Annotated in this window: 18 protein-coding genes and 1 tRNA gene; 12 read left to right on the top strand and 7 right to left on the bottom strand. The window is 62.4% G+C overall.

The annotated features are described in order from the left end of the window. Positions 1-22: 22 nt before the first annotated feature. Together ACZ1JM_RS10950 and ACZ1JM_RS10945 are read right to left on the bottom strand one after the other, a co-directional pair. Positions 23-1,219 carry a tyrosine-type recombinase/integrase gene (locus ACZ1JM_RS10950; protein WP_465134830.1) on the bottom strand — a complete coding sequence of 399 codons (1,197 nt, stop codon included), beginning with the start codon at positions 1,217-1,219 and terminating at the stop codon, positions 23-25. Between the two features lie 176 nt (positions 1,220-1,395). Further along, positions 1,396-1,486, bottom strand: a tRNA-Ser gene (locus ACZ1JM_RS10945). A gap of 78 nt (positions 1,487-1,564) precedes the next feature. Here ACZ1JM_RS10945 and ACZ1JM_RS10940 point away from each other — a divergent pair. After that, positions 1,565-2,491 carry a peptidylprolyl isomerase gene (locus tag ACZ1JM_RS10940; protein WP_465134829.1) on the top strand — a complete coding sequence of 309 codons (927 nt, stop codon included), beginning with the start codon at positions 1,565-1,567 and terminating at the stop codon, positions 2,489-2,491. Continuing rightward, positions 2,488-2,811 (top strand): DUF1905 domain-containing protein, encoded by a 324-nt coding sequence (locus tag ACZ1JM_RS10935; RefSeq protein ID WP_465134828.1) that lies wholly within the window; start codon positions 2,488-2,490, stop codon positions 2,809-2,811. Before ACZ1JM_RS10940 ends, ACZ1JM_RS10935 begins: the two co-directional genes overlap by 4 nt. A gap of 8 nt (positions 2,812-2,819) precedes the next feature. Here ACZ1JM_RS10935 and ACZ1JM_RS10930 read toward each other — a convergent pair whose 3' ends face one another. Then, on the bottom strand, positions 2,820-4,913 hold the full coding sequence (locus ACZ1JM_RS10930; RefSeq protein ID WP_465134827.1) for a RelA/SpoT family protein: 2,094 nt from the start codon (positions 4,911-4,913) through the stop codon (positions 2,820-2,822). A gap of 197 nt (positions 4,914-5,110) precedes the next feature. Here ACZ1JM_RS10930 and ACZ1JM_RS10925 point away from each other — a divergent pair, with 197 nt between their 5' ends. Continuing rightward, complete coding sequence (locus tag ACZ1JM_RS10925) at positions 5,111-5,632, top strand: PilZ domain-containing protein (RefSeq protein WP_465134826.1); 522 nt, start codon at positions 5,111-5,113, stop codon at positions 5,630-5,632. Here the strand turns inward: ACZ1JM_RS10925 and ACZ1JM_RS10920 are convergent, their stop codons facing one another. Together ACZ1JM_RS10920 and hemF are read right to left on the bottom strand one after the other, a co-directional pair. Next, positions 5,633-6,898: an MFS transporter gene (locus ACZ1JM_RS10920; protein ID WP_465134825.1), complete on the bottom strand. Its 1,266-nt coding sequence runs from the start codon at positions 6,896-6,898 to the stop codon at positions 5,633-5,635. 57 nt (positions 6,899-6,955) lie between these two features. Beyond that, the gene (gene hemF, locus ACZ1JM_RS10915) at positions 6,956-7,819 is read right to left on the bottom strand and encodes an oxygen-dependent coproporphyrinogen oxidase (protein WP_465134824.1); all 864 of its coding nucleotides are present in this window, start codon (positions 7,817-7,819) and stop codon (positions 6,956-6,958) included. An 80-nt stretch (positions 7,820-7,899) separates the two neighbouring features. Here hemF and pdeM point away from each other — a divergent pair, with 80 nt between their 5' ends. Together pdeM and ACZ1JM_RS10905 are read left to right on the top strand one after the other, a co-directional pair. Beyond that, the gene (gene pdeM, locus ACZ1JM_RS10910; RefSeq protein ID WP_465134823.1) at positions 7,900-8,616 is read left to right on the top strand and encodes a ligase-associated DNA damage response endonuclease PdeM; all 717 of its coding nucleotides are present in this window, start codon (positions 7,900-7,902) and stop codon (positions 8,614-8,616) included. A 77-nt stretch (positions 8,617-8,693) separates the two neighbouring features. Beyond that, positions 8,694-10,061: an FAD/NAD(P)-binding protein gene (locus ACZ1JM_RS10905; protein ID WP_465134822.1), complete on the top strand. Its 1,368-nt coding sequence runs from the start codon at positions 8,694-8,696 to the stop codon at positions 10,059-10,061. A 12-nt stretch (positions 10,062-10,073) separates the two neighbouring features. Here ACZ1JM_RS10905 and ACZ1JM_RS10900 read toward each other — a convergent pair whose 3' ends face one another. Further along, positions 10,074-10,748 carry a peroxiredoxin-like family protein gene (locus ACZ1JM_RS10900; RefSeq protein WP_465134821.1) on the bottom strand — a complete coding sequence of 225 codons (675 nt, stop codon included), beginning with the start codon at positions 10,746-10,748 and terminating at the stop codon, positions 10,074-10,076. Positions 10,749-10,862: 114 nt separating this feature from the next. After that, positions 10,863-11,702 carry a LysR substrate-binding domain-containing protein gene (locus tag ACZ1JM_RS10895; protein ID WP_465134820.1) on the bottom strand — a complete coding sequence of 280 codons (840 nt, stop codon included), beginning with the start codon at positions 11,700-11,702 and terminating at the stop codon, positions 10,863-10,865. 272 nt (positions 11,703-11,974) lie between these two features. Between ACZ1JM_RS10895 and ACZ1JM_RS10890 the strand changes: the two genes are divergently transcribed. The 7 genes from ACZ1JM_RS10890 to ACZ1JM_RS10860 all read left to right on the top strand — a co-directional run bounded on the left by ACZ1JM_RS10890 (position 11,975) and on the right by ACZ1JM_RS10860 (position 18,508). Continuing rightward, a complete protein-coding gene (locus ACZ1JM_RS10890; RefSeq protein WP_465134819.1) occupies positions 11,975-12,757 on the top strand; it encodes an ABC transporter permease in 783 nt (260 codons plus the stop codon). Between the two features lie 63 nt (positions 12,758-12,820). Further along, positions 12,821-13,615 carry an ABC transporter ATP-binding protein gene (locus tag ACZ1JM_RS10885; protein ID WP_465135043.1) on the top strand — a complete coding sequence of 265 codons (795 nt, stop codon included), beginning with the start codon at positions 12,821-12,823 and terminating at the stop codon, positions 13,613-13,615. Continuing rightward, complete coding sequence (locus ACZ1JM_RS10880; protein WP_465134818.1) at positions 13,612-14,238, top strand: cysteine dioxygenase family protein; 627 nt, start codon at positions 13,612-13,614, stop codon at positions 14,236-14,238. The genes ACZ1JM_RS10885 and ACZ1JM_RS10880 overlap by 4 nt, the downstream gene beginning before the upstream one ends. Beyond that, a complete protein-coding gene (locus tag ACZ1JM_RS10875; RefSeq protein ID WP_465134817.1) occupies positions 14,235-15,461 on the top strand; it encodes a rhodanese-like domain-containing protein in 1,227 nt (408 codons plus the stop codon). The genes ACZ1JM_RS10880 and ACZ1JM_RS10875 overlap by 4 nt, the downstream gene beginning before the upstream one ends. A 25-nt stretch (positions 15,462-15,486) precedes the next feature. Next, positions 15,487-16,575: an LLM class flavin-dependent oxidoreductase gene (locus ACZ1JM_RS10870; RefSeq protein ID WP_465134816.1), complete on the top strand. Its 1,089-nt coding sequence runs from the start codon at positions 15,487-15,489 to the stop codon at positions 16,573-16,575. A gap of 121 nt (positions 16,576-16,696) precedes the next feature. Next, entirely contained in the window at positions 16,697-17,557 is an 861-nt protein-coding gene (locus ACZ1JM_RS10865; protein WP_465134815.1) for a TauD/TfdA dioxygenase family protein, read from the top strand. Between the two features lie 3 nt (positions 17,558-17,560). After that, positions 17,561-18,508 carry an ABC transporter substrate-binding protein gene (locus ACZ1JM_RS10860; RefSeq protein WP_465134814.1) on the top strand — a complete coding sequence of 316 codons (948 nt, stop codon included), beginning with the start codon at positions 17,561-17,563 and terminating at the stop codon, positions 18,506-18,508. Positions 18,509-18,596 lie beyond the last annotated feature (88 nt).

Here is an 18,596-nt window from a genome sequence, read left to right as displayed (position 1 = left end):
CGCCAGAGGGCTTGAATTGTGTTCAAGCCCGCTTCGCGATCGGCACAACTTTGGTTAGTTCACGATCCGTGGCACAGAAGACACCCCATGCCTCCATCAGATTCCGGCGTTTGTCGAGCATACCACCGCGCTGATAGGCACGCTCTACCTCATTGGGGTTCTGGTGAGCGAGTGCTGCTTCCGCCACTTCGCCTGGAAAGTCGGTCTGCTCGGCAACCCATGTGCGGAATGAGGATCGAAAGCCATGAACCGTCACTGGTTCCTCCATCCGCCGAAGCACTTTCAGCAAGGTCATATCTGACATGATGCCGCCGTTCATGCCGGGGAACACAACGTCAGTTCCTTCTCGCCGAACAGCCGCAGCGCTTCGCAGGACGCTTACGGCTTCGGGCGACAGCGGCACCACATGCTCACGCCGCATCTTCATGTGATCGGCAGGCACCGTCCACAAAGCATTCTCAAGATCGAACTCAGTCCATGTCGCCAGCCGAACTTCCTGCGAGCGAGCGGCAGTTAGAATGGCAAACTCCAAGGCAAGGCGGCCCCATACGCCGCCCGTGACACGAAGACGGGTGAGGAAAGCAGGTACATCGGGATAAGGCATGGCCGGATGATGTTTGCCACCTGATTGTTTGGGCAGCCCCTTGCCTGCCGCCAGAGCTTTGTGCGGGGCTTCGGTGGTTCGCCAACCACGAGCATGGGCATAATCAAGGACAGTGCAAATCCGCTGCTTCACTCGCCGCCCGGTTTCCGGTGTGTTCGACCACACTTCGGAGATGGCCGAAATGATCTCGCCAGCGCTAATGACGCCTACCGGCTTGGAACCAAGGGCAGGAAAGGCATAGGTTTCGAGCGTACTCAACCACTGAGCCGCATGCTTCTGGCTGGCCCATTGATGCTTGTGTGCCTCGAGATAGGCATTCGCGGCCTCTTTTAAGGTAAAAGTCGCAGCCTTGGCCTTGCGCTTGTCGGCCACTGGATCGAGGCCCTTGATTCGTACGGCCTCACGCAGCTTCGCGGCCTCAATACGGGCATTGGCCAAAGTCACCAGTTTGGCGGTGCCGATGGTGTAATCGCGCCGTTTTCCTTGATGCTGGATGCGAACCAGCCAAGATGCACCGCCACGCTTGTCAACTTTCAGGAAGAGCCCGTCGCCATCCTGATAGGTGCCGGGCTTATTCAGAAAAGCCTTCACCTCATTGGCCGTAAGTTTGCCCATGCTCCACCTCACCGGGACGCATTCCACCACACCCCTGAAATCCACCACACTTTCCACCACGTTTTATCGCGGTTGGAGGCGAATTTCAACGAACATCGGCGGCCTAAGAAAACCTAATTTACCGCAGAAATCCGCGCCTTTCGGCGGTTGTCTATAAACACTGATGGATGGGTAAATGGCGGAGCGGGAGGGATTCGAACCCTCGATACGCTTTTGGCGTATACTCACTTTCCAGGCGAGCGCCTTCGACCACTCGGCCACCGCTCCGCATGCACTGGTAAGGCGCTGGCCCCTAGCGCGGGGTGAAGGGTTTCGCAAGCGGCGTGGTGGTGGCATGAGGATTTAATGCGCACTTTATTTGCCAGCATCGTGCTTGCGTGGCTTTCATCCCCATCGTTTGCGGCGGGCGATACGCTCGCCACGCCCAGTGACGTGGTGGATGCCGCTCCAGCGACAGCCTGGACCAGAATCGCCGCTGACCATCTGATGGTCATGGATATTGAGCCAAGGCCCGGAGCAAAGAAACGCAGAGTGGTGATCCAGCTGATCCCTTCTCCATTCTCGACAGGGTGGGTCGGCAATATCCGCAAGCTCATTGCCGCGCGGTGGTATGACGGGATTGCGGTGGTCCGGGTGCAGGACAATTACGTCGTCCAATGGGGCGATCCTGACGGCGAGGTGCCGGGCAAGGCAAAGCCGCTGCCCAAATCGCTGGCGAAGGTTGATGAGGCGGATTACGTGGTCCCCGCTACCACGGTCGGTCCGCTCGACGCGCGGCTATCCGATCGTCGTGATCCTTATGCAGACACTACCGGTTTCAAGGCGGGGTGGCCGGTCGCATCGGACGGGCGATCCATATGGCCAGTGCATTGCTACGGGATGGTCGGGGTTGGCCGGAACCTGTCTCCCGATACCGGGACTGGCGCGGAACTTTATACCGTGATCGGTCAGGCGCCGCGTCAGCTGGACCGCAACATCGCGGTGGTCGGAAGGGTCATCGCCGGGATGGAGCACTTGTCTTCGTTGCCGCGCGGCACCGGGGCGCTAGGTTTCTATGAGACGGCGCAGGAGCGTAGCTTGATCACGTCCGTGCGGATAGGCAACGACGTGGCCGACCTGCCGGCTTACGAATATCTTTCCACCCGCAGCGCCAGTTTCACCGCCTATCTCGACAAGCGCGCCAACCGGAAAGACGACTTCTATATCCAGCCCGCTGGAGGCGTGGACATCTGCAATACGCCCGTGCCCATCCGGCAAGTCAAAACGCGATGACATTTTCCGAGCGGGTTGGTTTTGAAGGTGTGCTGTGGCGTTGGAGCGGTCAGGCCAGCAATGGGACGTGGCACTTCCTGACGATAGACGGAGAGGCGGCAGAGGCGCTGTCGGGCACTGCGATCATGCGGCGGCTGGAAGGCAATTCCCGTGGGTTCGGGTCATTGAAAGTTCGCGCCATGATAGGCGATACTGCGTTCGAAACGTCGGTATTTCCCAGCAAGTCCGATGGCGGGTGGCTGCTGCCGGTGAAGGCCGCCGTTCGCCGCGCCGAAGGAATCGGCGAAGGGGACCGGGTCACCGTCTCGCTGGAATACTGACGATCGGGTTAGATACGCTCGGCTTCAGCGACCGCCTCGCTGGCGCGCAGGGAACTGGAGATGCGGGTGAGGTGGGCGAGGTCGGACACTTCGAGATCGACTTCGTAGGTCCCGAAAGGCTCGTCCCGTTGGACCATCTGCAGGTTGGTGACGTTGGCGCGGTTGCTGGCGAAGATCTGCGTCACTTCGGCAAGTGTGCCCGGGCGATTGTACAGCACCAGACGCAATCGTCCCACGGCGCCGGTGGTGCGTTCGCCCCAGGAGAGGTCCAGCCAGTCGGCATCGACGCCATCGGCCAGCGTCATGCAGTCGATCGTGTGGACTTCCACCTTATGGTCGGGGCGGCGCAGGCCGACAATGCGGTCGCCGGGGACGGGATGGCAGCACTGCGCAAGTTCGAAGCCCATGCCCGCCGTCAGGCCGCGAATGGATATAGCGCGTTCGGTTCCGGTCCAGTCCGGTTCGTCGGGCAATTCGTCGGTACTACCGGGGACTAATGCCTCCATGACCTGTCGATCGGTGAAGCGGGCCGATCCGATGGAGAACATAAGGTCCTCCTCATCGCGTAGGCCAAGGCGTTCAATGGCGCCGTCCAGCGCCTTGCGACCGATGCGCTGGGGAAGTCTCCCGGCGATCTCGTCGTATAGCTTCGAGCCGATCTCGGCCACTTCGGCGCGCTCCTTGGCACGCACCGCGCGGCGGATGGCGGCGCGGGCCTTGCCGGTGACGACGAACCCGAGCCATGACAGCTGCGGTTCGGATGTCGGGCTCTTGATGATTTCCACCACGTCGCCGTTCACCAGCTGCGAACGCAGGGGAACGTGCCGACCGTTGATCTTGGCGCCGACGGCGGCGTTGCCGAGATTGGTATGCACGGCGTAGGCGAAATCGACCGTCGTCGATCCCTTGGGCAATTGGAACAGAGCGCCTTTGGGGGTAAAGGCAAAGATGCGATCCTGGTAGATCGCCATCTTGGTGTTTTCCAGCAGCTCTTCGGCGTCGTGGCTGGCATCGACGATTTCGATCAGGTCGCGCAACCAGCCGACCTGGCCATCGGGACGAACGCCGCCCTGCTTGTACGCCCAGTGCGCGGCCAGTCCGAATTCGTTGAGGCGGTGCATGTCCTGCGTGCGGATTTGCACTTCCATGCGCATCGAGCGTTCGAAGATCAGCGCGGTGTGCAGCGACTGGTAGCCGTTGGACTTTGGCGTGGAGATATAGTCCTTGAAGCGGCCCGGAATCATCTGCCACGCCTGATGCAGTACACCCAGCGCTTTATAGGTGTCGTCCACGGACTCGGTGAGCACGCGAAAAGCCATGATGTCGGTGATCTGTTCGAACGTGACGTGCCGCTCGGCCATCTTGCGCCAGATCGAGTAGGGATGCTTTTCGCGGCCGGAGACTTCGACGTTCAGACCGGCTTCGGCCAGCACCTGCTTGATCGACAGCGCGATGGCATCGACCTGGCCGCCTTCCTGACTGCGGATCTGCGCCAGACGCCCAGCGATGGTGGCGTATGCTTCCGGCTCCAGCTGCTCGAACGCCAGCAACTGCATTTCGCGCATGTATTCGTACATGCCCACGCGCTCGGCGAGCGGTGCGTAGATATCCATCGTTTCGCGAGCGATGCGGCGGCGCTTGTCCTCCTTCTTGATGAAGTGGAGCGTGCGCATGTTGTGCAGCCGGTCGGCGAGCTTGACGAGGAGAACCCGCAAGTCCTCGCTCATGGCCAGCAGGAACTTGCGCAGGTTTTCCGCCGCGCGTTCGCTCTCCGTCATGGCTTCGATCTTGGAGAGCTTGGTGACGCCATCGACCAGCCGCGCGACGTCGGCACCGAAGAGTTTTTCGATCTCCTCGATCGTTGCCAGCGTATCTTCTACGGTATCGTGGAGGAGGGCGGTCATGATGGTCTGCTGATCGAGCTTCAACTCGGTCATCAGGCCGGCGACTTCCACCGGATGGCTGAAATACGGGTCACCACTGGCGCGCTTCTGGCTGCCGTGTTTCTGCACGGTGTAAACATAGGCACGGTTAAGCAGGGCTTCGTCAGCCTCTGGCGCGTAGTCCTTTACGCGTTCGACGAGTTCGTATTGCCGTAACATCTTAAAATCACATGTCAGGATTTATCGCAGCGCGGCAAGGGGTAAGGCGTCAGGATGCGAATTTTGCAATCGTATGAAATCAGCAGTAGTGCCCATTTTTTGGCAACCAGCCGCACTCTCACCCGCGAATTCAATCGATTTCATAGTTAATCTACGGAAGGGAATTGTTAACCATCCACCAAGCGTTGCCCCCCACAATGACAACAGATCGAGGGCGCCTGCCCTCCATACATGATGTCGAGGGGCACTACGCGATGGCAGAGTTGGATGGTTACGGGGACGTCCGCCCCGATTGGTTACGCAAACTCGCGCGGCGATCGCGTGCCAAATCGAACGCCCTTGAACCGGGGCAACATGCGCAGCGCCAGCCACGGGTTCGCACGCTGATCCGTGCCGTGATCGGGAGCGATGGGCAGGCGGGACAGGACGTTATCGTGCGCAACGTCTCCCCGGGGGGCATGTGCATTGCATCGCGCACATTGCTGCCGGATTGTGGCGAGACATTGCAAGTGGCATTGCCGGGGCAGGGTGATCTCAAGGCCGTGGTGCGATGGGTGGGCGATGGTGAGTTCGGCGTGCAGTTGATGGGCGGCCTCGACGTGGGGCATCTGCGCAAGACCACACGCCGCCGCAATGCTGGCTTCGCGGCGGCGCTGGAACGAGTTCTCGGCATCAAGGCTCAGGTTCCACGCGGCTCGACCGGACTGCGGACCTGCTGATCAGGTGAACCGCGCGGGGCGCGTTTCGGGCAGAGCCAGAAGCACCGGCAGCACGCCCAGCGCCACGACCGCGATCATGACGCCGGGCGCCGTTGTCGATCCGGTCTTTTCAGTGAGCATTTGCGCAAGCCATGGGGTGAGGCCACCAAACAAGGCGGTTGCCGTCGTGGCCCCCAACGCGAGACCGCTGAGGCGACCTTCGGCCGGGACCTGCTCGGCGGTGGTCACTGCACCCACGGCGCTGACGCCGCCCGCGAGCAGGGCCAGCACAACCGCTCCGACCAGCGCTGCGTTGGCCGATGCTCCGGCGAGAAGGCTGAACAGCGCATATGGCAACACCGCACACAATACGGCCAAGCCGACCAGCACCGGGCGACGACCGATCCTGTCTGACAGCAGGCCGATGAACGGCGTCACCACGATGACCGCCAGCGCGGCGATGGTAGCCAATTGCAGCGCCTTCGCTTCATCGAGGCTGCCGGACGAGGTCAGGTATACCGGCACGTACGTGATGCCGACGTAATACGTGATGGATCCCAGCGCGGAGATGGCAAAGCCGCGCGCGATACCTTTGCGGTGGTTCGAAAGCGCGTCGATCAGCGGACGGCGCGCCAGCGTTCCGGCATCGCGGCTAGCTTCGAATTCGGGCGATTCAGCCATCCCCGCGCGGGCGAAGAGGATCGACGCGGCCAGCGCGGCACCGAAGAAAAACGGTATCCGCCAGCCCCATGAATCAAGGTCGGGCGTGGGGAGCAGGCTTACGGTGATGGCCGAAATGCCGGCTGCCAGCAGTCCGCCGATCTCGCTGGTGCCGGCCGCCAGGGACGTTATCAGACCTCGGCGGTGTGGCGGTGAACCTTCCAGCAGATAGGCGACCACGCCAGTGTATTCCCCGCCCACCGCGAAACCCATCACACAGCGCAGAAGCAGGAGGAGGATTCCCGCGAGGGGACCAATCTGCGCTGCCGTGGGGAGCATCGCGGTCAACAGCATGGCCACGCTCATCAGCGCCATGGAGGCGAGCAACGTCGCCCGGCGTCCGCGTCGATCCCCGAAATGGCCGAACGCCATCGCGCCGACCGGACGCATCAGATAGGCGACCGCAAAGCCTGCCAGCGTCGCCAGTACACCGCCATGCCCCAGGAAAAACACCCGCGACAGCACGGTGGCGAGATAGAGGTACAGCGTGAAATCGTACCACTCCACCACCGTCGACAGCGCGGCAAGGACGAGCGATCGACGGGCGAGCGGTTTATGCGATGTCATCGCCAAAGCGTAACGTCGACACCGGGCAGGGGCAACAGCCGTCGCCGCGCCCGCCCGTCAGCTCCAGGTGGCTTCTGGCGGCAGGCTCATCAGAATCGCATCGATGTTGCCCCCGGTCTTGAGGCCGAACAGAGTGCCGCGATCGTAAACGAGATTGAATTCGGCATAGCGCCCGCGCCATTCGAGCTGAGCGGCCTTGTCCGTGGGCGTGAAGTCCATGCCCATGCGGCGACGGACAAGACGGGGGAAGACGGCCAGGAATGCTTCTCCCACGGCGCGCGTGAAGGCGAAATTCGCTTCCCATGCGGCCTCGTCAGGGCATTCGAGATGATCGTAGAAAATGCCGCCGACGCCGCGATGCACCTGGCGATGGGGGATGTAAAAATACTCGTCGGCCCATGCCTTGTATCGATCATAATAGCCCTCGCCGTGGGCATCGCAGGCGCCTTTGAACTCGGCGTGGAATTCCTCGGTGTCCTCGTCATACGGCAAGGGAGGGTTGAGATCCGCGCCGCCGCCGAACCACGCCTTGGTCGTAGTCAGAAACCGGGTGTTCATGTGTACGGCCGGGACATGCGGGTTGGCCATGTGAGCGACAAGGCTGATGCCGGTCGCCGAAAACTGGTTCTGTTCAGCCGAAGCGCCGTTGATTGTCGCCGCGAAGTCCTTGGACAGTCCGCCCGCCACGGTGGAGATGTTGACGCCCACTTTCTCGAACACGCGGCCCTTCATCAGGCCGCGCGTGCCGCCGCCGGTTTCCGCTTCCTCGCCTTCGACGGCGGTGCGCTGCCAAGGGATATATTCAAACCGGGAATCAGATCCTGCTTCTCGTTCGATGGCTTCGAACTCGGCGCAAATGGCGTCGCGCAGGGATCGGAACCAGTCGCTGGCGCGGGCGGTGAAGGGGGTCCAGTCGGTCATAGGCATCCTCGTCGCGACGCGTGAATGCGCCTCGTCGCGGGGCGCTTGCCAAATCGGACGGGCCACGGCAAGGGGAAGCCATGGTTCCCTTTTCGTTCTGCGGTGAAGACATGCTTCTCGTCGGCGGCGGCGCTCGCAACGGGGCGGCCAGCGGCCCCGGCGGCGCAAGTGCGCTGTACTGGCCGCGCGAGCAGGCGTTGCTGGTGGCCGATCTCCATCTGGAAAAAGCCAGCTTCTTCGCCCGCACCGGTCAGATGCTGCCTCCCTACGACAGTCGCGAAACGCTGGAGCGGTTGGCCCTGGCCGTGCGCGTCACCGGCGCTCGGCGCGTTTTTGCACTGGGCGACAACTTCCATGACAGCGCCGGGCCGGGCCGACTGGAACCGCACGCCGCCGGAATGCTGGCCGCGTTGACCCGCGCGCTGGACTGGGTGTGGGTGACGGGCAACCACGATCCGCATCTAGGCGCGGAAGCTGGCGGGACACGGCTGGAAGAACTGGTCCTTGCCGGGCTGACCTTGCGCCACCAAGCTCTGTCGGGCACCTCAGAACCTGAAGTGTCAGGCCACTATCATCCGCGCCTGATCGTGCAGGCGCGGGGCCGGCGCATTGCTCGTCCTTGCGTGGTGAACAGCGGTAATCGCCTGATCCTGCCCGCTTTCGGCGCGCTGACCGGCGGCATGGATGCGGCTGATCCGGCAATCCTTTCCGCGCTTCAGCCTGCCGATGCGATCGAGGCGCTGGTTCCGGCGCAGGGGCGGCTGGTTCGTTTTCCGTTGTGGCGAAAAGCCGCCTGACTTGAGCATAAACAATACGTTGGCTTGCGCGTTAACTGCTAGCCAACGAACTCAATGCAACGGAACCGACACTATCCATGACAATGACTAGCCGCGCCGCGCAGGACCTCCCGATAGCGATCATCGGTGGAGGGTTCAGCGGGACGCTTCTGGCCGTGAACCTGCTGCGGTACGGCGTGAAGGTTGCCCTGATCGAGCGCAACGGTGCCCAGCTTGCAAAGGGCGTGGCGTTCGGCACGCGCCGACCGGAGCACCTGCTCAATGTACGTGCATCCAACATGAGTGCGTTTCCCGACGATGCGGGGCATTTCCTGCGCTGGATGGATTTCTCGGACGCGGACGAGGCCAACCGCTTTGTGCCGCGTCTGACTTATGGCGTCTATTTGCGGGAACTCCTGGTAGAGGCGCTGGCAAAGGCAGGCCCTGATGCGCAGATCGTGGACGACGAGGCATTGCGCGTCGACTTTTCGGGCGATCGGGCCTGCATCTATCTCGCAAGTGGCGACATCGTCGAATGCCGCTCCGTGGTGCTGGCCCTGGGCAATTTCCCACCGGTCCCTCATCCGGTCCTGCACGATCTGCCTGCCGACATCTATTTTCCCGACCCGTGGAGCCCGGCGGCGGTAAGGCGGCTTGATGCGCTCGATCATGTGCTGGTCGTCGGCAGCGGACTTACTGCGGCGGATGTCGTGCTCTCGCTGGAAAGCTCAGGCTTTTCGGGAACGGTTACGGTTCTTTCCCGCCGCGGTCTAAAGCCGCTGAGCCATGCGGAGAGCGGGCCGGTCGTCACCCCCATTTCCGATCCCGACAAACGCGGTTCGCAGCTTATGCGCGAAGTGCGGGAACGGTCAGAAGAAGTGGGTTGGCGCGCAGCGGTCGATGCCTTGCGACCGCACACCCAGAACATCTGGCGACGTCATTCGACCAGCGCGCAGGCCAGTTTCCTGCGGCACTTGCGCCCGTACTGGGATATCCATCGTCACCGCCTGGCCCCGCAGGTCGCGCGCAAGCTTGGCGAGATGGAGCTGGAAGGGCGGCTGCGGTATGTCGCAGGCAAGCTCGAAGACGCTGAGCCAGTGGGTGGCCGTGCGCGGGTATCCTATCGTCCGCGCGGAAGCGATGCGATCGAGGTGCTTGAAGTAGATCGCATCTACAACTGCGCCGGTCCCGATTGCGACCTAACCCGCGTGGAATCGCCGTTGATGGGAGATCTGCTGGAGCGGGGGCACATTCGCAACGATGCTCACTCGCTGGGTCTGGACGTGGATCACATCGGGCGAGTGCGCGATGCGGAGGGATCGGTACAGGATCGCTTGCTGGCGGTGGGACCGATCACCAAAGGAGAGGCGTGGGAAATCGTCGCTGTCCCCGATATCCGCAGGCAGGTATGGGGATTGGCTCGCTTCCTCGCCGACGAACACTGGGTCGGCGGCGAGGGGTTGTAGCGGCTGGCGGTATCAGCCGACTGCCGAGGCAGTCAGTCGTGTTTCGGCGACCGGCAGGGCGGCAAGGATAGTCTCGCTTTCCGTTCGCTGCAGCCAATCGGGGCTGACATCGAAAAACAGAACGCGTGAGTCCTTGTCGAGCACGAGGACGGCAGGCTTGTCGATCTCGTAACTATCAGTGCCCAAGGTTGCGCCGATCCAACTTTGTCCTTCAGGCACGGCGGGGCGATCCTCGGGCAGGAACGTAATCCCCAGAGTGCGCGCAAGGGTATAGTCCGGGTCGCTTGCCACGGTGAAGTCCAGTCCGTGCCGGGGGATGAGATCGGGGTCCACCGGCACTTGCGCGCTAACCGCGATCAGTTTCACGCGCTGTTCGCGAAGCTGGGGCAAGAGCGTTTCGTTGTAGTAAGGCAGGGCGATATTGCAGGCGGGGCAGCCGCCGAACCGGAAGAAGACAAGCACGGCGGGGCCATCGGCCAGGATCTGGTCACGGGTAAGTTGCTGCCCGTCCTGATCGATCAGTGTGAAGGGACGAACCTCGTCACCGACAATCGGCAAGGCGGAGCGATCATGGCGTTCTACCAGAATGCGGCGCTGGTCGGCGTTGCGCTGCAGTTGCTCCGCGCTCCAGGTGCGTTCGCGTTCGGCCTGCAGTTGCGCGAACCGGTCTTTCAGGGAAGTTGTCATCAGGAAACCTCGTCGATGCCAATGATGCCCAAGGCTATGGAGCCGAGACGTGTTGGACCAACGAGAAGCAGCGCAGCGGGATTGAGATTATCGAATATGTCGATGAAAAGATGGTCAGACCGCGAGGTCCGCCACCACCTCACGCGTCAGGGCGGCGAGTTGACTGGTTGGGCCGTCCAGTCCCGGCGCGGTGTGCAGGATGCAGGCGACCTGCGGCAGCGCGGGCATCAGTTCATGCTCCAGCGGCGCATCACGAAGGAACATCCCGGTGCGGCAAGTCAGCCCAAGGCCTGCATTAACAGCCGCACGCAAGGTCGTGAGGTTAGGGGTCTCCACCACGATGCGATAAGGGCGGCCGGCATCTTCCAGCACACGGATGGCCGCTTCGCGAAAACGGCAGGGTGGTTCGAGGACGACGATCGGTACCGTATCAAGTGCGGCCAGTTCCTCTTTGCCGAACCATGCCATCGGCGCTGTGGTGACGGCATGACCGTCGCTGGCGGCAGCGAATCCGACCACGACGTCCAACTGGCGTCGTTCCAGCAGATCGAGAAGTTCGGCCGTACCGGCGACCCTTGCATACAGCTCGGCCTCGGGATGAAGATCTGCAAACTGTGCGAGCAGGCCGGTCAGCAACAGTTCCGCAAAGTCCTGAACCATCCCAATGCGCGCCGGCCCGGCGAAATTGCCGTTCGTCACTGCCGCCACCGCCTCGTCATGCAGTGCCAGCACCTTGCGGGCATAGTCCAGCATAAGGTCACCATGCGCGGTCAGGGTAAGGCGTCGGCCTTCCCGATGAAAGAGCGATTGTTGCAGCAGTTCTTCCAACCGCTTAATCTGCAGGCTCAGCGCCGATTGGGTAACAAACACCTGTTCCGAGGCGTGAAGCATGGAGCCGGTATCTACGATCGCCACGAAGCTGCGGAGGAGGTTCGTCGGTAGATTGACGGGCATTTTAGACTTTCTGGCAGGGAGAGCGCACACGCGACATGCAACATTGTTCATACTCAATCAAAATAGTAGACATTTAACGCAGAGAAGCAATTCTGTCCCGACCGCCCGATCCCGTGGAATCCCCCCTCCTGCCGCGTATTCGGCCTATCTCGCGGCAGGCAATCCGCTTTTCGCGGCAAGTATAAGCAGCGCTCATAGCCCGTGAAGCTCTTATCAATTGAAAAGGTAGAGTAACAGGTGCCAGCTTGGCCTCGATCGATAACGAGGTCTGCATGTCCGTTTTTAAGCACTTGAACAAAACTCTGGGGGGCGCCCGCTGGCTTTCACCTCTGCTGCTTCTAGCAGTGCTGGAAGCCGGTTCGCGCACCGGACTGATCCCCGAACGGACACTGGCCGCACCGTCGACCGTGCTGGTAACGCTCTATGGCATGATCGCCTCGGGAGAACTGGCGGACAATCTGCTGGTATCGTTCCTGCGCATCGCTGTGGGGCTGGCGATCGGCATATCGACCGGCGTCGTTCTCGCCCTTGTCGCCGGGTTATCGCGCCAAGGCGAAGTGGCAGTCGATCCGATCATGCAGATCAAGCGCACAATCCCCACGTTGGCGCTGACGCCTCTGTTCATCGTTTGGTTCGGGATCGGTGAGACGCCGAAGATTGCACTGATCGCCTTTGCGTCGATCTTCCCTGTGTATCTCAACCTCTACAGCGGCATCCGCGGCGTTGACCTGCGCCTGCTGGAAGGTGCGCGCAGTCTTGGGCTGAGCCGGACTGAACAGGTGTGGCACGTGATCCTGCCGGGGGCACTGCCTGCTCTGCTGGTTGGCTTGCGGTATTCGCTGTCGGTTTCGGTCCTGGTGCTGGTCGTCGCGGAGCAGATCAACGCCTCCGCCGGGCTGGGATACCTGATCAACAATGCGCGTGATTTCATGCGGACGGACATCATCCTTGTGTGCCTGATGGTTTACGCCGCGCTCGGCCTCGCCGCCGATGGACTGGTGCGCGCCATCGAACGCCGCGCGCTCGCCTGGCGGCCTGAGATCGTCTCGGCCTGACCGATGAAGATCGACCGCCTTCCCACCTCCATCACCGATCAACCCCATCAAAAGGACCGAACCGTGGACGCCAGACTGACCCAGTTCGCCGCCATCCCCTCAGCATCGACCCCCGCCGAAACCGTGGTGCGCTTGCGTGACTTCACCCGTCGGTTTGGAGAGAACACCATCATCTCCGGCCTTGATCTGGAGATTGCCAAAGGCGAGTTCCTCGTCCTGCTGGGCCGCTCAGGGTCAGGCAAGACTACGCTGCTGCGCACGCTTGCAGGTCTGGATGAAGTGTCGGGGCAGGACGTGACCGTGCCCAATACGCGCGCAGTCGTCTTTCAGGATGCCCGGCTGCTGCCCTGGAAGAAAGTCTGGCGCAACGTGGCGCTGGGTCTGAAAAGCCGCGATGCGCGCTCCGCAGCGCAGGATGCGTTGCAGGAAGTGGGCCTTGGCCATCGCCTTGATGCCTGGCCGCTCACGCTTTCGGGGGGCGAGGCGCAGCGTGTGGCGCTGGCCCGTGCGCTGGTGCGAGAGCCTCAGTTGCTGCTGCTCGACGAACCTTTTGCGGCGCTTGATGCGCTGACCCGGCTGCGCATGCACGAACTCGTCCTTTCCCTGTGGCGTCGTCATCGCCCTGCCGTGATGATGGTGACGCATGACGTGGACGAGGCAATCGCACTGGCGGATCGCGTAATCCTGCTCGATGGCGGTCGCATCGTCGCGCAGGAGCGCATCACGGCGGCGCGTGGCGCGGACCGCGCGGGATTGGCGGCCAACCTGCGCAAGCGATTGCTCGACGCGCTGGGCGGAGTCGTCGCAGACGAACGCGCGGCGGATATCGTGGCGCTGCATGCGGGAGCGCGTCCGTGAACGCCCCGGCCCTCTTCGACAGGGTCCCGGTGATCGACACCGCCCCATTACGCCGCTTCGTTGGCGATTTCGCGGGCTTGCTCGACGCCACGGACGACCTAGACCAGATCCTCGATCGCGGCGCGACGCTGCTGGCGCGTTTGGTTGGGCGGGATACGTGGTTGCCGGATGAACTGGCGCAGCCACATCCCGAGCGGTATCAACAATACCTCCTCCATTGCGATAGTGCGGAACGCTTCAGCGTGGTCTCCTTCGTGTGGGGGCCAGGGCAGGCCACCCCTATCCACGATCACCGCGTCTGGGGCTTGGTCGGCGTGCTGCGCGGCGCGGAAAAGGTGCAGAGCTTCCGCCATCGCGATTACGATGGCGCGCTGGTGCAGCAAGGCCCGACCCGCGATCTGCTGGAAACCGAGGTGGAAGCGATCGACCCGCGCGAGGGTGACATTCACCGGGTCGAGAACGCGCATGCCGATAGCGTGTCGATCTCCATCCATGTCTACGGCGGCAATATCGGTGCGGTCGAACGCGCGACATATCGCGCCAATGGCGAGGAGCGCCCGTTCGTTTCCGGTTACGCCAATGCCGCCATTCCCAACATCTGGAACGGATCGACACGAGCATGAGCATCACCCCGTCACAGGTGCGCGCAGCGCTGCTGGCCCGCCATGAGATCGCTATCATCGATGTGCGGGACGAAGCGGCGTTTGCGTCTGGACACCCGTTGTTCGCCGCGCAGATCCCGCTGTCCCGCATCGACGTGGAAGCCCCTTGGCGCCTGCCGCGCAAGAACGTGCGCCTTGCCGTCTACGATGATGGTGAGGGATGGGCCGCGCAGGCGGTTGCGCGGTTGCGCGATCTGGGTTTTTCCGATGTCCATGAACTGGAAGGCGGCCTCAAGGGGTGGCGCGATGCCGGGTACGAACTGTTCGAGGACGTCAATTCCTATTCCAAGGCGTTCGGCGAACTGGTTGAACATCGGCGCGGGACGCCTTCGTTGCCTGCCCACGATGTGCAGGCATTGATCGACGAGAAGGCGGATATCGCCATCCTCGATGCCCGTCGGTTCGAGGAATACGCGACGATGAGCATCCCCACCGGACGCAGCGTGCCGGGGGCCGAGCTCGTGCTTCGCGCACCCCGCGCGGCGCCGGACCCGGACACCACGATCATTGTCAACTGCGCCGGTCGCACGCGTTCGATCATCGGGGCACAATCGCTGATCAACGCAGGACTGCCGAACCGGGTGTTCGCTCTGCGCAACGGCACGATCGGCTGGACCCTTGCAGGCCAGCAGCTTGAGCATGGCAGGCAGGAATCCGTCGATCTTCCGATTGAGGTGGATGATGCCCGCGTGCGTGCCCGTGAAGTCGCCTACCGCGCCGGGGTGCGGCGGATTGATGCCGCCGGGCTGGCCGCGATCGAAGCGGAAACCCATCGCACGCTCTACCACTTCGATGTGCGCCAGCCGGATGCTTACGCAGCGGGGCACCTGCCGGGCTTCCGCAATGCGCCCGGCGGGCAACTGGTTCAGGAAACCGACCACTTCGCGCCGGTGCGCGGGGCCCGCATCGTCCTGGCCGACGACCTTGGCCCGAGGGCCGACATGACCGCATCCTGGCTCGCGCAGCTCGGCTGGGAAGTGCTCGTTCTGGAAATCGCGTTCCACGGTGATCCGGAAACCGGCACGGACGGAGGCCCGCCGCCGCGCGGTCCGGAAGGGCGATACAAGCGACCCTACGAAGGCACCGACAATCCGCAGGCCGCCATGCAGGCCTACCTCGACTGGGAATACGGTCTCGTCGCCCAACTGGCGCGCGATGGCACCCACGGCTTTTTCGTCATCTGATCCAATTTTACCGGGAGTTATTTCCATGACCGTCAAGTTCATCGGCTACATCGGCTTCAACGATACCTCCGAAATTCACAACGCCGCGCGCTCTCGCGTGCTGGACCGCGCTTATGTGGACGCGGCGGCGATCGAGCAGGAAAAGGGCGGCTTTGACCGCGTGTTGATCCCGTTCGGTTCAGCATCGCCGGAAAGCCAGATCGTCGCGGCCCATGCCGCTGCCATCACCAGCCGTCTGGGCTTTCTGGTGGCGCATCGGCCGGGGTTCACCCAGCCGACGCTTGCGGCGCGGCAGCTGGCCACGCTGGACCAGCTTTCCGGCGGCCGCGTGGCAGTCCACATCATCACCGGCGGCGCGGATGAGGAGATGGCGCGCGACGGCGACGTGAACACGCTCAAGTCCGAACGCTACCTGCGCAGCGACGAATATATCGAAGTGCTTCGCCGCGAATGGACCGAGGCAAAGCCCTTCGATCACTCGGGCCGCTTCTACGAAGCGCGCGGAGCATTCGCCGCCATCAAGCCGGACAATCTGCCGGTCTTCTTTGGCGGTTCTTCCCCCGAAGCCATCGAAGTGGCCGGGCGTCACGCGGACGTCTATGCTTTGTGGGGTGAAACGCTGGAGCAGGTGGGAGAAGCCGTGCGCACGGTGCGCCACGCCGCCGCCCGCCACGGTCGTGACCCGGGATTCTCGCTCTCCCTGCGGCCGGTCATCGCCGACACCGAGGAAGCGGCGTGGAAGAAGGCGGATGCCATCGTAGAACAAGTTCGCGCCAATCGCGAAGCGGCGGGTCTGCCCACATCCGGCCATCGCCCGCCCAACGCCGGTTCGCTGCGCCTGCTCGAAACCGCCAGGACGGGAAGGCGTGACAGCCGCCTGTGGACGGAGGTCGCGGCGCTTACCGGTGCGGCGGGTAATTCTACCGGCCTTGTCGGCACCCCCGAGCAGGTGGCCGATGCGATGCTTGAATACTACGATCTGGGCATCGACCATTTCCTGATCCGTGGCTTCGAGCCGTTGGCGGACGCCATCGACTACGGCCGCGACCTGATACCGCTGGTGCGCGAAAAGGTGGCCCAGCGCGACGAGCGCAACGTCGCTCTTGCAAGCTGATCGTCTCTCATCAACACATTGAGATAACTCACATTCCTATCAGTAACTCGCGATGGTTCGCTTCGGGTTCGTGAATAGACTGGGGACCATTCGCCATCCGCGAAAAATCCAGGAGGAAACAATGGCAACTTCCGCTACCACCTTCGATCTGTCTACTTCCGGTCTTGTGATCCGGCCCGTTCAACCATCGCACGGCGCCGAGATTGAGGGGGTGGACTTGTCCAAACCCCTGACCGACGAATTGCGCGAAGCGATCCGTGCCGCCGTGTTGCAATACAAGGTCGTCTTCTTCCGCGACCAGTCGCTGGACGATGCCAGCCAGGCTGCATTCGCCGCCAACTTCGGACCGCTCTACACGCATCCCACGACGCGCCACGACAAGGGCTCGGAAGCGGTCCACTCCATCGCCGCGAAGTACGATCGCGAATTTGAAAAGAAGCTGGGCCGCAAGCTTAAGGCGGGCGATGCCTATCACACCGATACCAGCTGGCGCTTGGTGCCGACGTGGGGCGCGGTGTTGCGCGACGTGAATTTGCCGGAAGTCGGCGGCGATACGATCTGGGTCGATGGCAACCTGGCCTATGAAACGCTGTCCGATGATCTGAAGCAACGGCTGGAAGGCAAGTACGTTACGCACAACTTCACGGATTCTCTGGAATTGGCGGGGCACGAATACCCCATCGTGTCGCACAAGGTGGTCCGCACTCACCGGGAGACCGGGCAGAAGATCCTGTGGGTCAACTTCCAACAGCAGCCGCAGATCCTGGGCATCGAACTGGCCGAGAGCCGCGAACTGCTGGATGAGATCCTGCGTCAGTACAAGCGGCCGGACGTGCAGGCGCGCTTTTCCTGGCGTCCGGGCACCGTCGCGTTCTGGGATAATCGCGCGGCGGTGCACTATGCAGTGCGCAATTATGGCGATTTCCCACGCGAGCTTCACCGTATTCTGATTGCCGACGAACCTTTGTGGACGGACCTCTGATTGATGATCAATAGACGCAGCCTGCTTGCAGGACTTGGTACTACCTTCACCCTGGCCGCTTGCGGCCGGGGTGCGGGCGCTGACGGCAACGTGCTGCGAGTCGGGAGCCAGAAGGGCGGCACGAAGTCGCTGATGCTGGCATCCGGCGCGCTGGACGGGGCACCCTTCAACGTCACCTGGTCGGAATTTCCGGCGGCGCAGAATCTGCTGGAAGCTATCGGTAGCGGCGCAGTCGATCTGGGGCTGGTCGGGGATGCGCCGTTCCAGTTCGCCTATCAGGCCGGAAGCCCGATCAAGGCAGTGGGCGCGCAAACGACCCAGCAACGTGAGCCGGGCGCCATCGCGCTCATCGTGCCCGGCGCCTCATCCATCCGCTATGCCAAGGGCCTGCGTGGCAAGCGCGTTGCCACCACGCGTGGGAGCGTGGGGCATTATCTGCTGCTACGGGCGATGCAATCGGCGGGGCTAGGCGAGAAAGACGTCAAGACCGTGTTCCTCTCACCCAGCGATGCCCGCGCGGCATTGCAGACCGGGGCTGTAGACGGCTGGTCCACCTGGCAACCCTATGTCGCCGCCGCGTTGGCCGAGGGCGATCGCATCGCTATCGACGGGAGGGAACTGACGCAAGGGTATGGCTTCGACATCGCTCACGAAAGCGCGATTGCGAACAAGAAGGCTTTGCTCGTCGATTTTCTGGGGCGGGAAGCGAAGGCGCTGGAATGGGCAAGTCAGCATGTGGATGCTTTCGCCAAAGTATTGGCGCAGGAAACCGGCTTGCCGCTGCCGATCGCTCGTGAATTTGCCGAGAGGGGCAAGCGGCTGCCCGTGCCGATCGATGATGGGCTTATTGCTCGGCAACGGGTGGTGCTCGACACCTTCCGCGCTTTTGGCGAAGTGAAGGGCGACCGACCAGTAAAGGACGCTTTCGCGAACCTTCCCGCCAAAACGTAACATTGATCGGCGCTCAATAGAGTGCCCGAGTCGATCAAGGAAAACTTGAGAACGGATAAGCTAATCCAATTTCTACTAATTAAGTAGA

It is taken from the genome of Novosphingobium sp. BL-S-24 (assembly GCF_055521575.1).
This window is presented reverse-complemented; position numbering and strand designations above follow the sequence as displayed.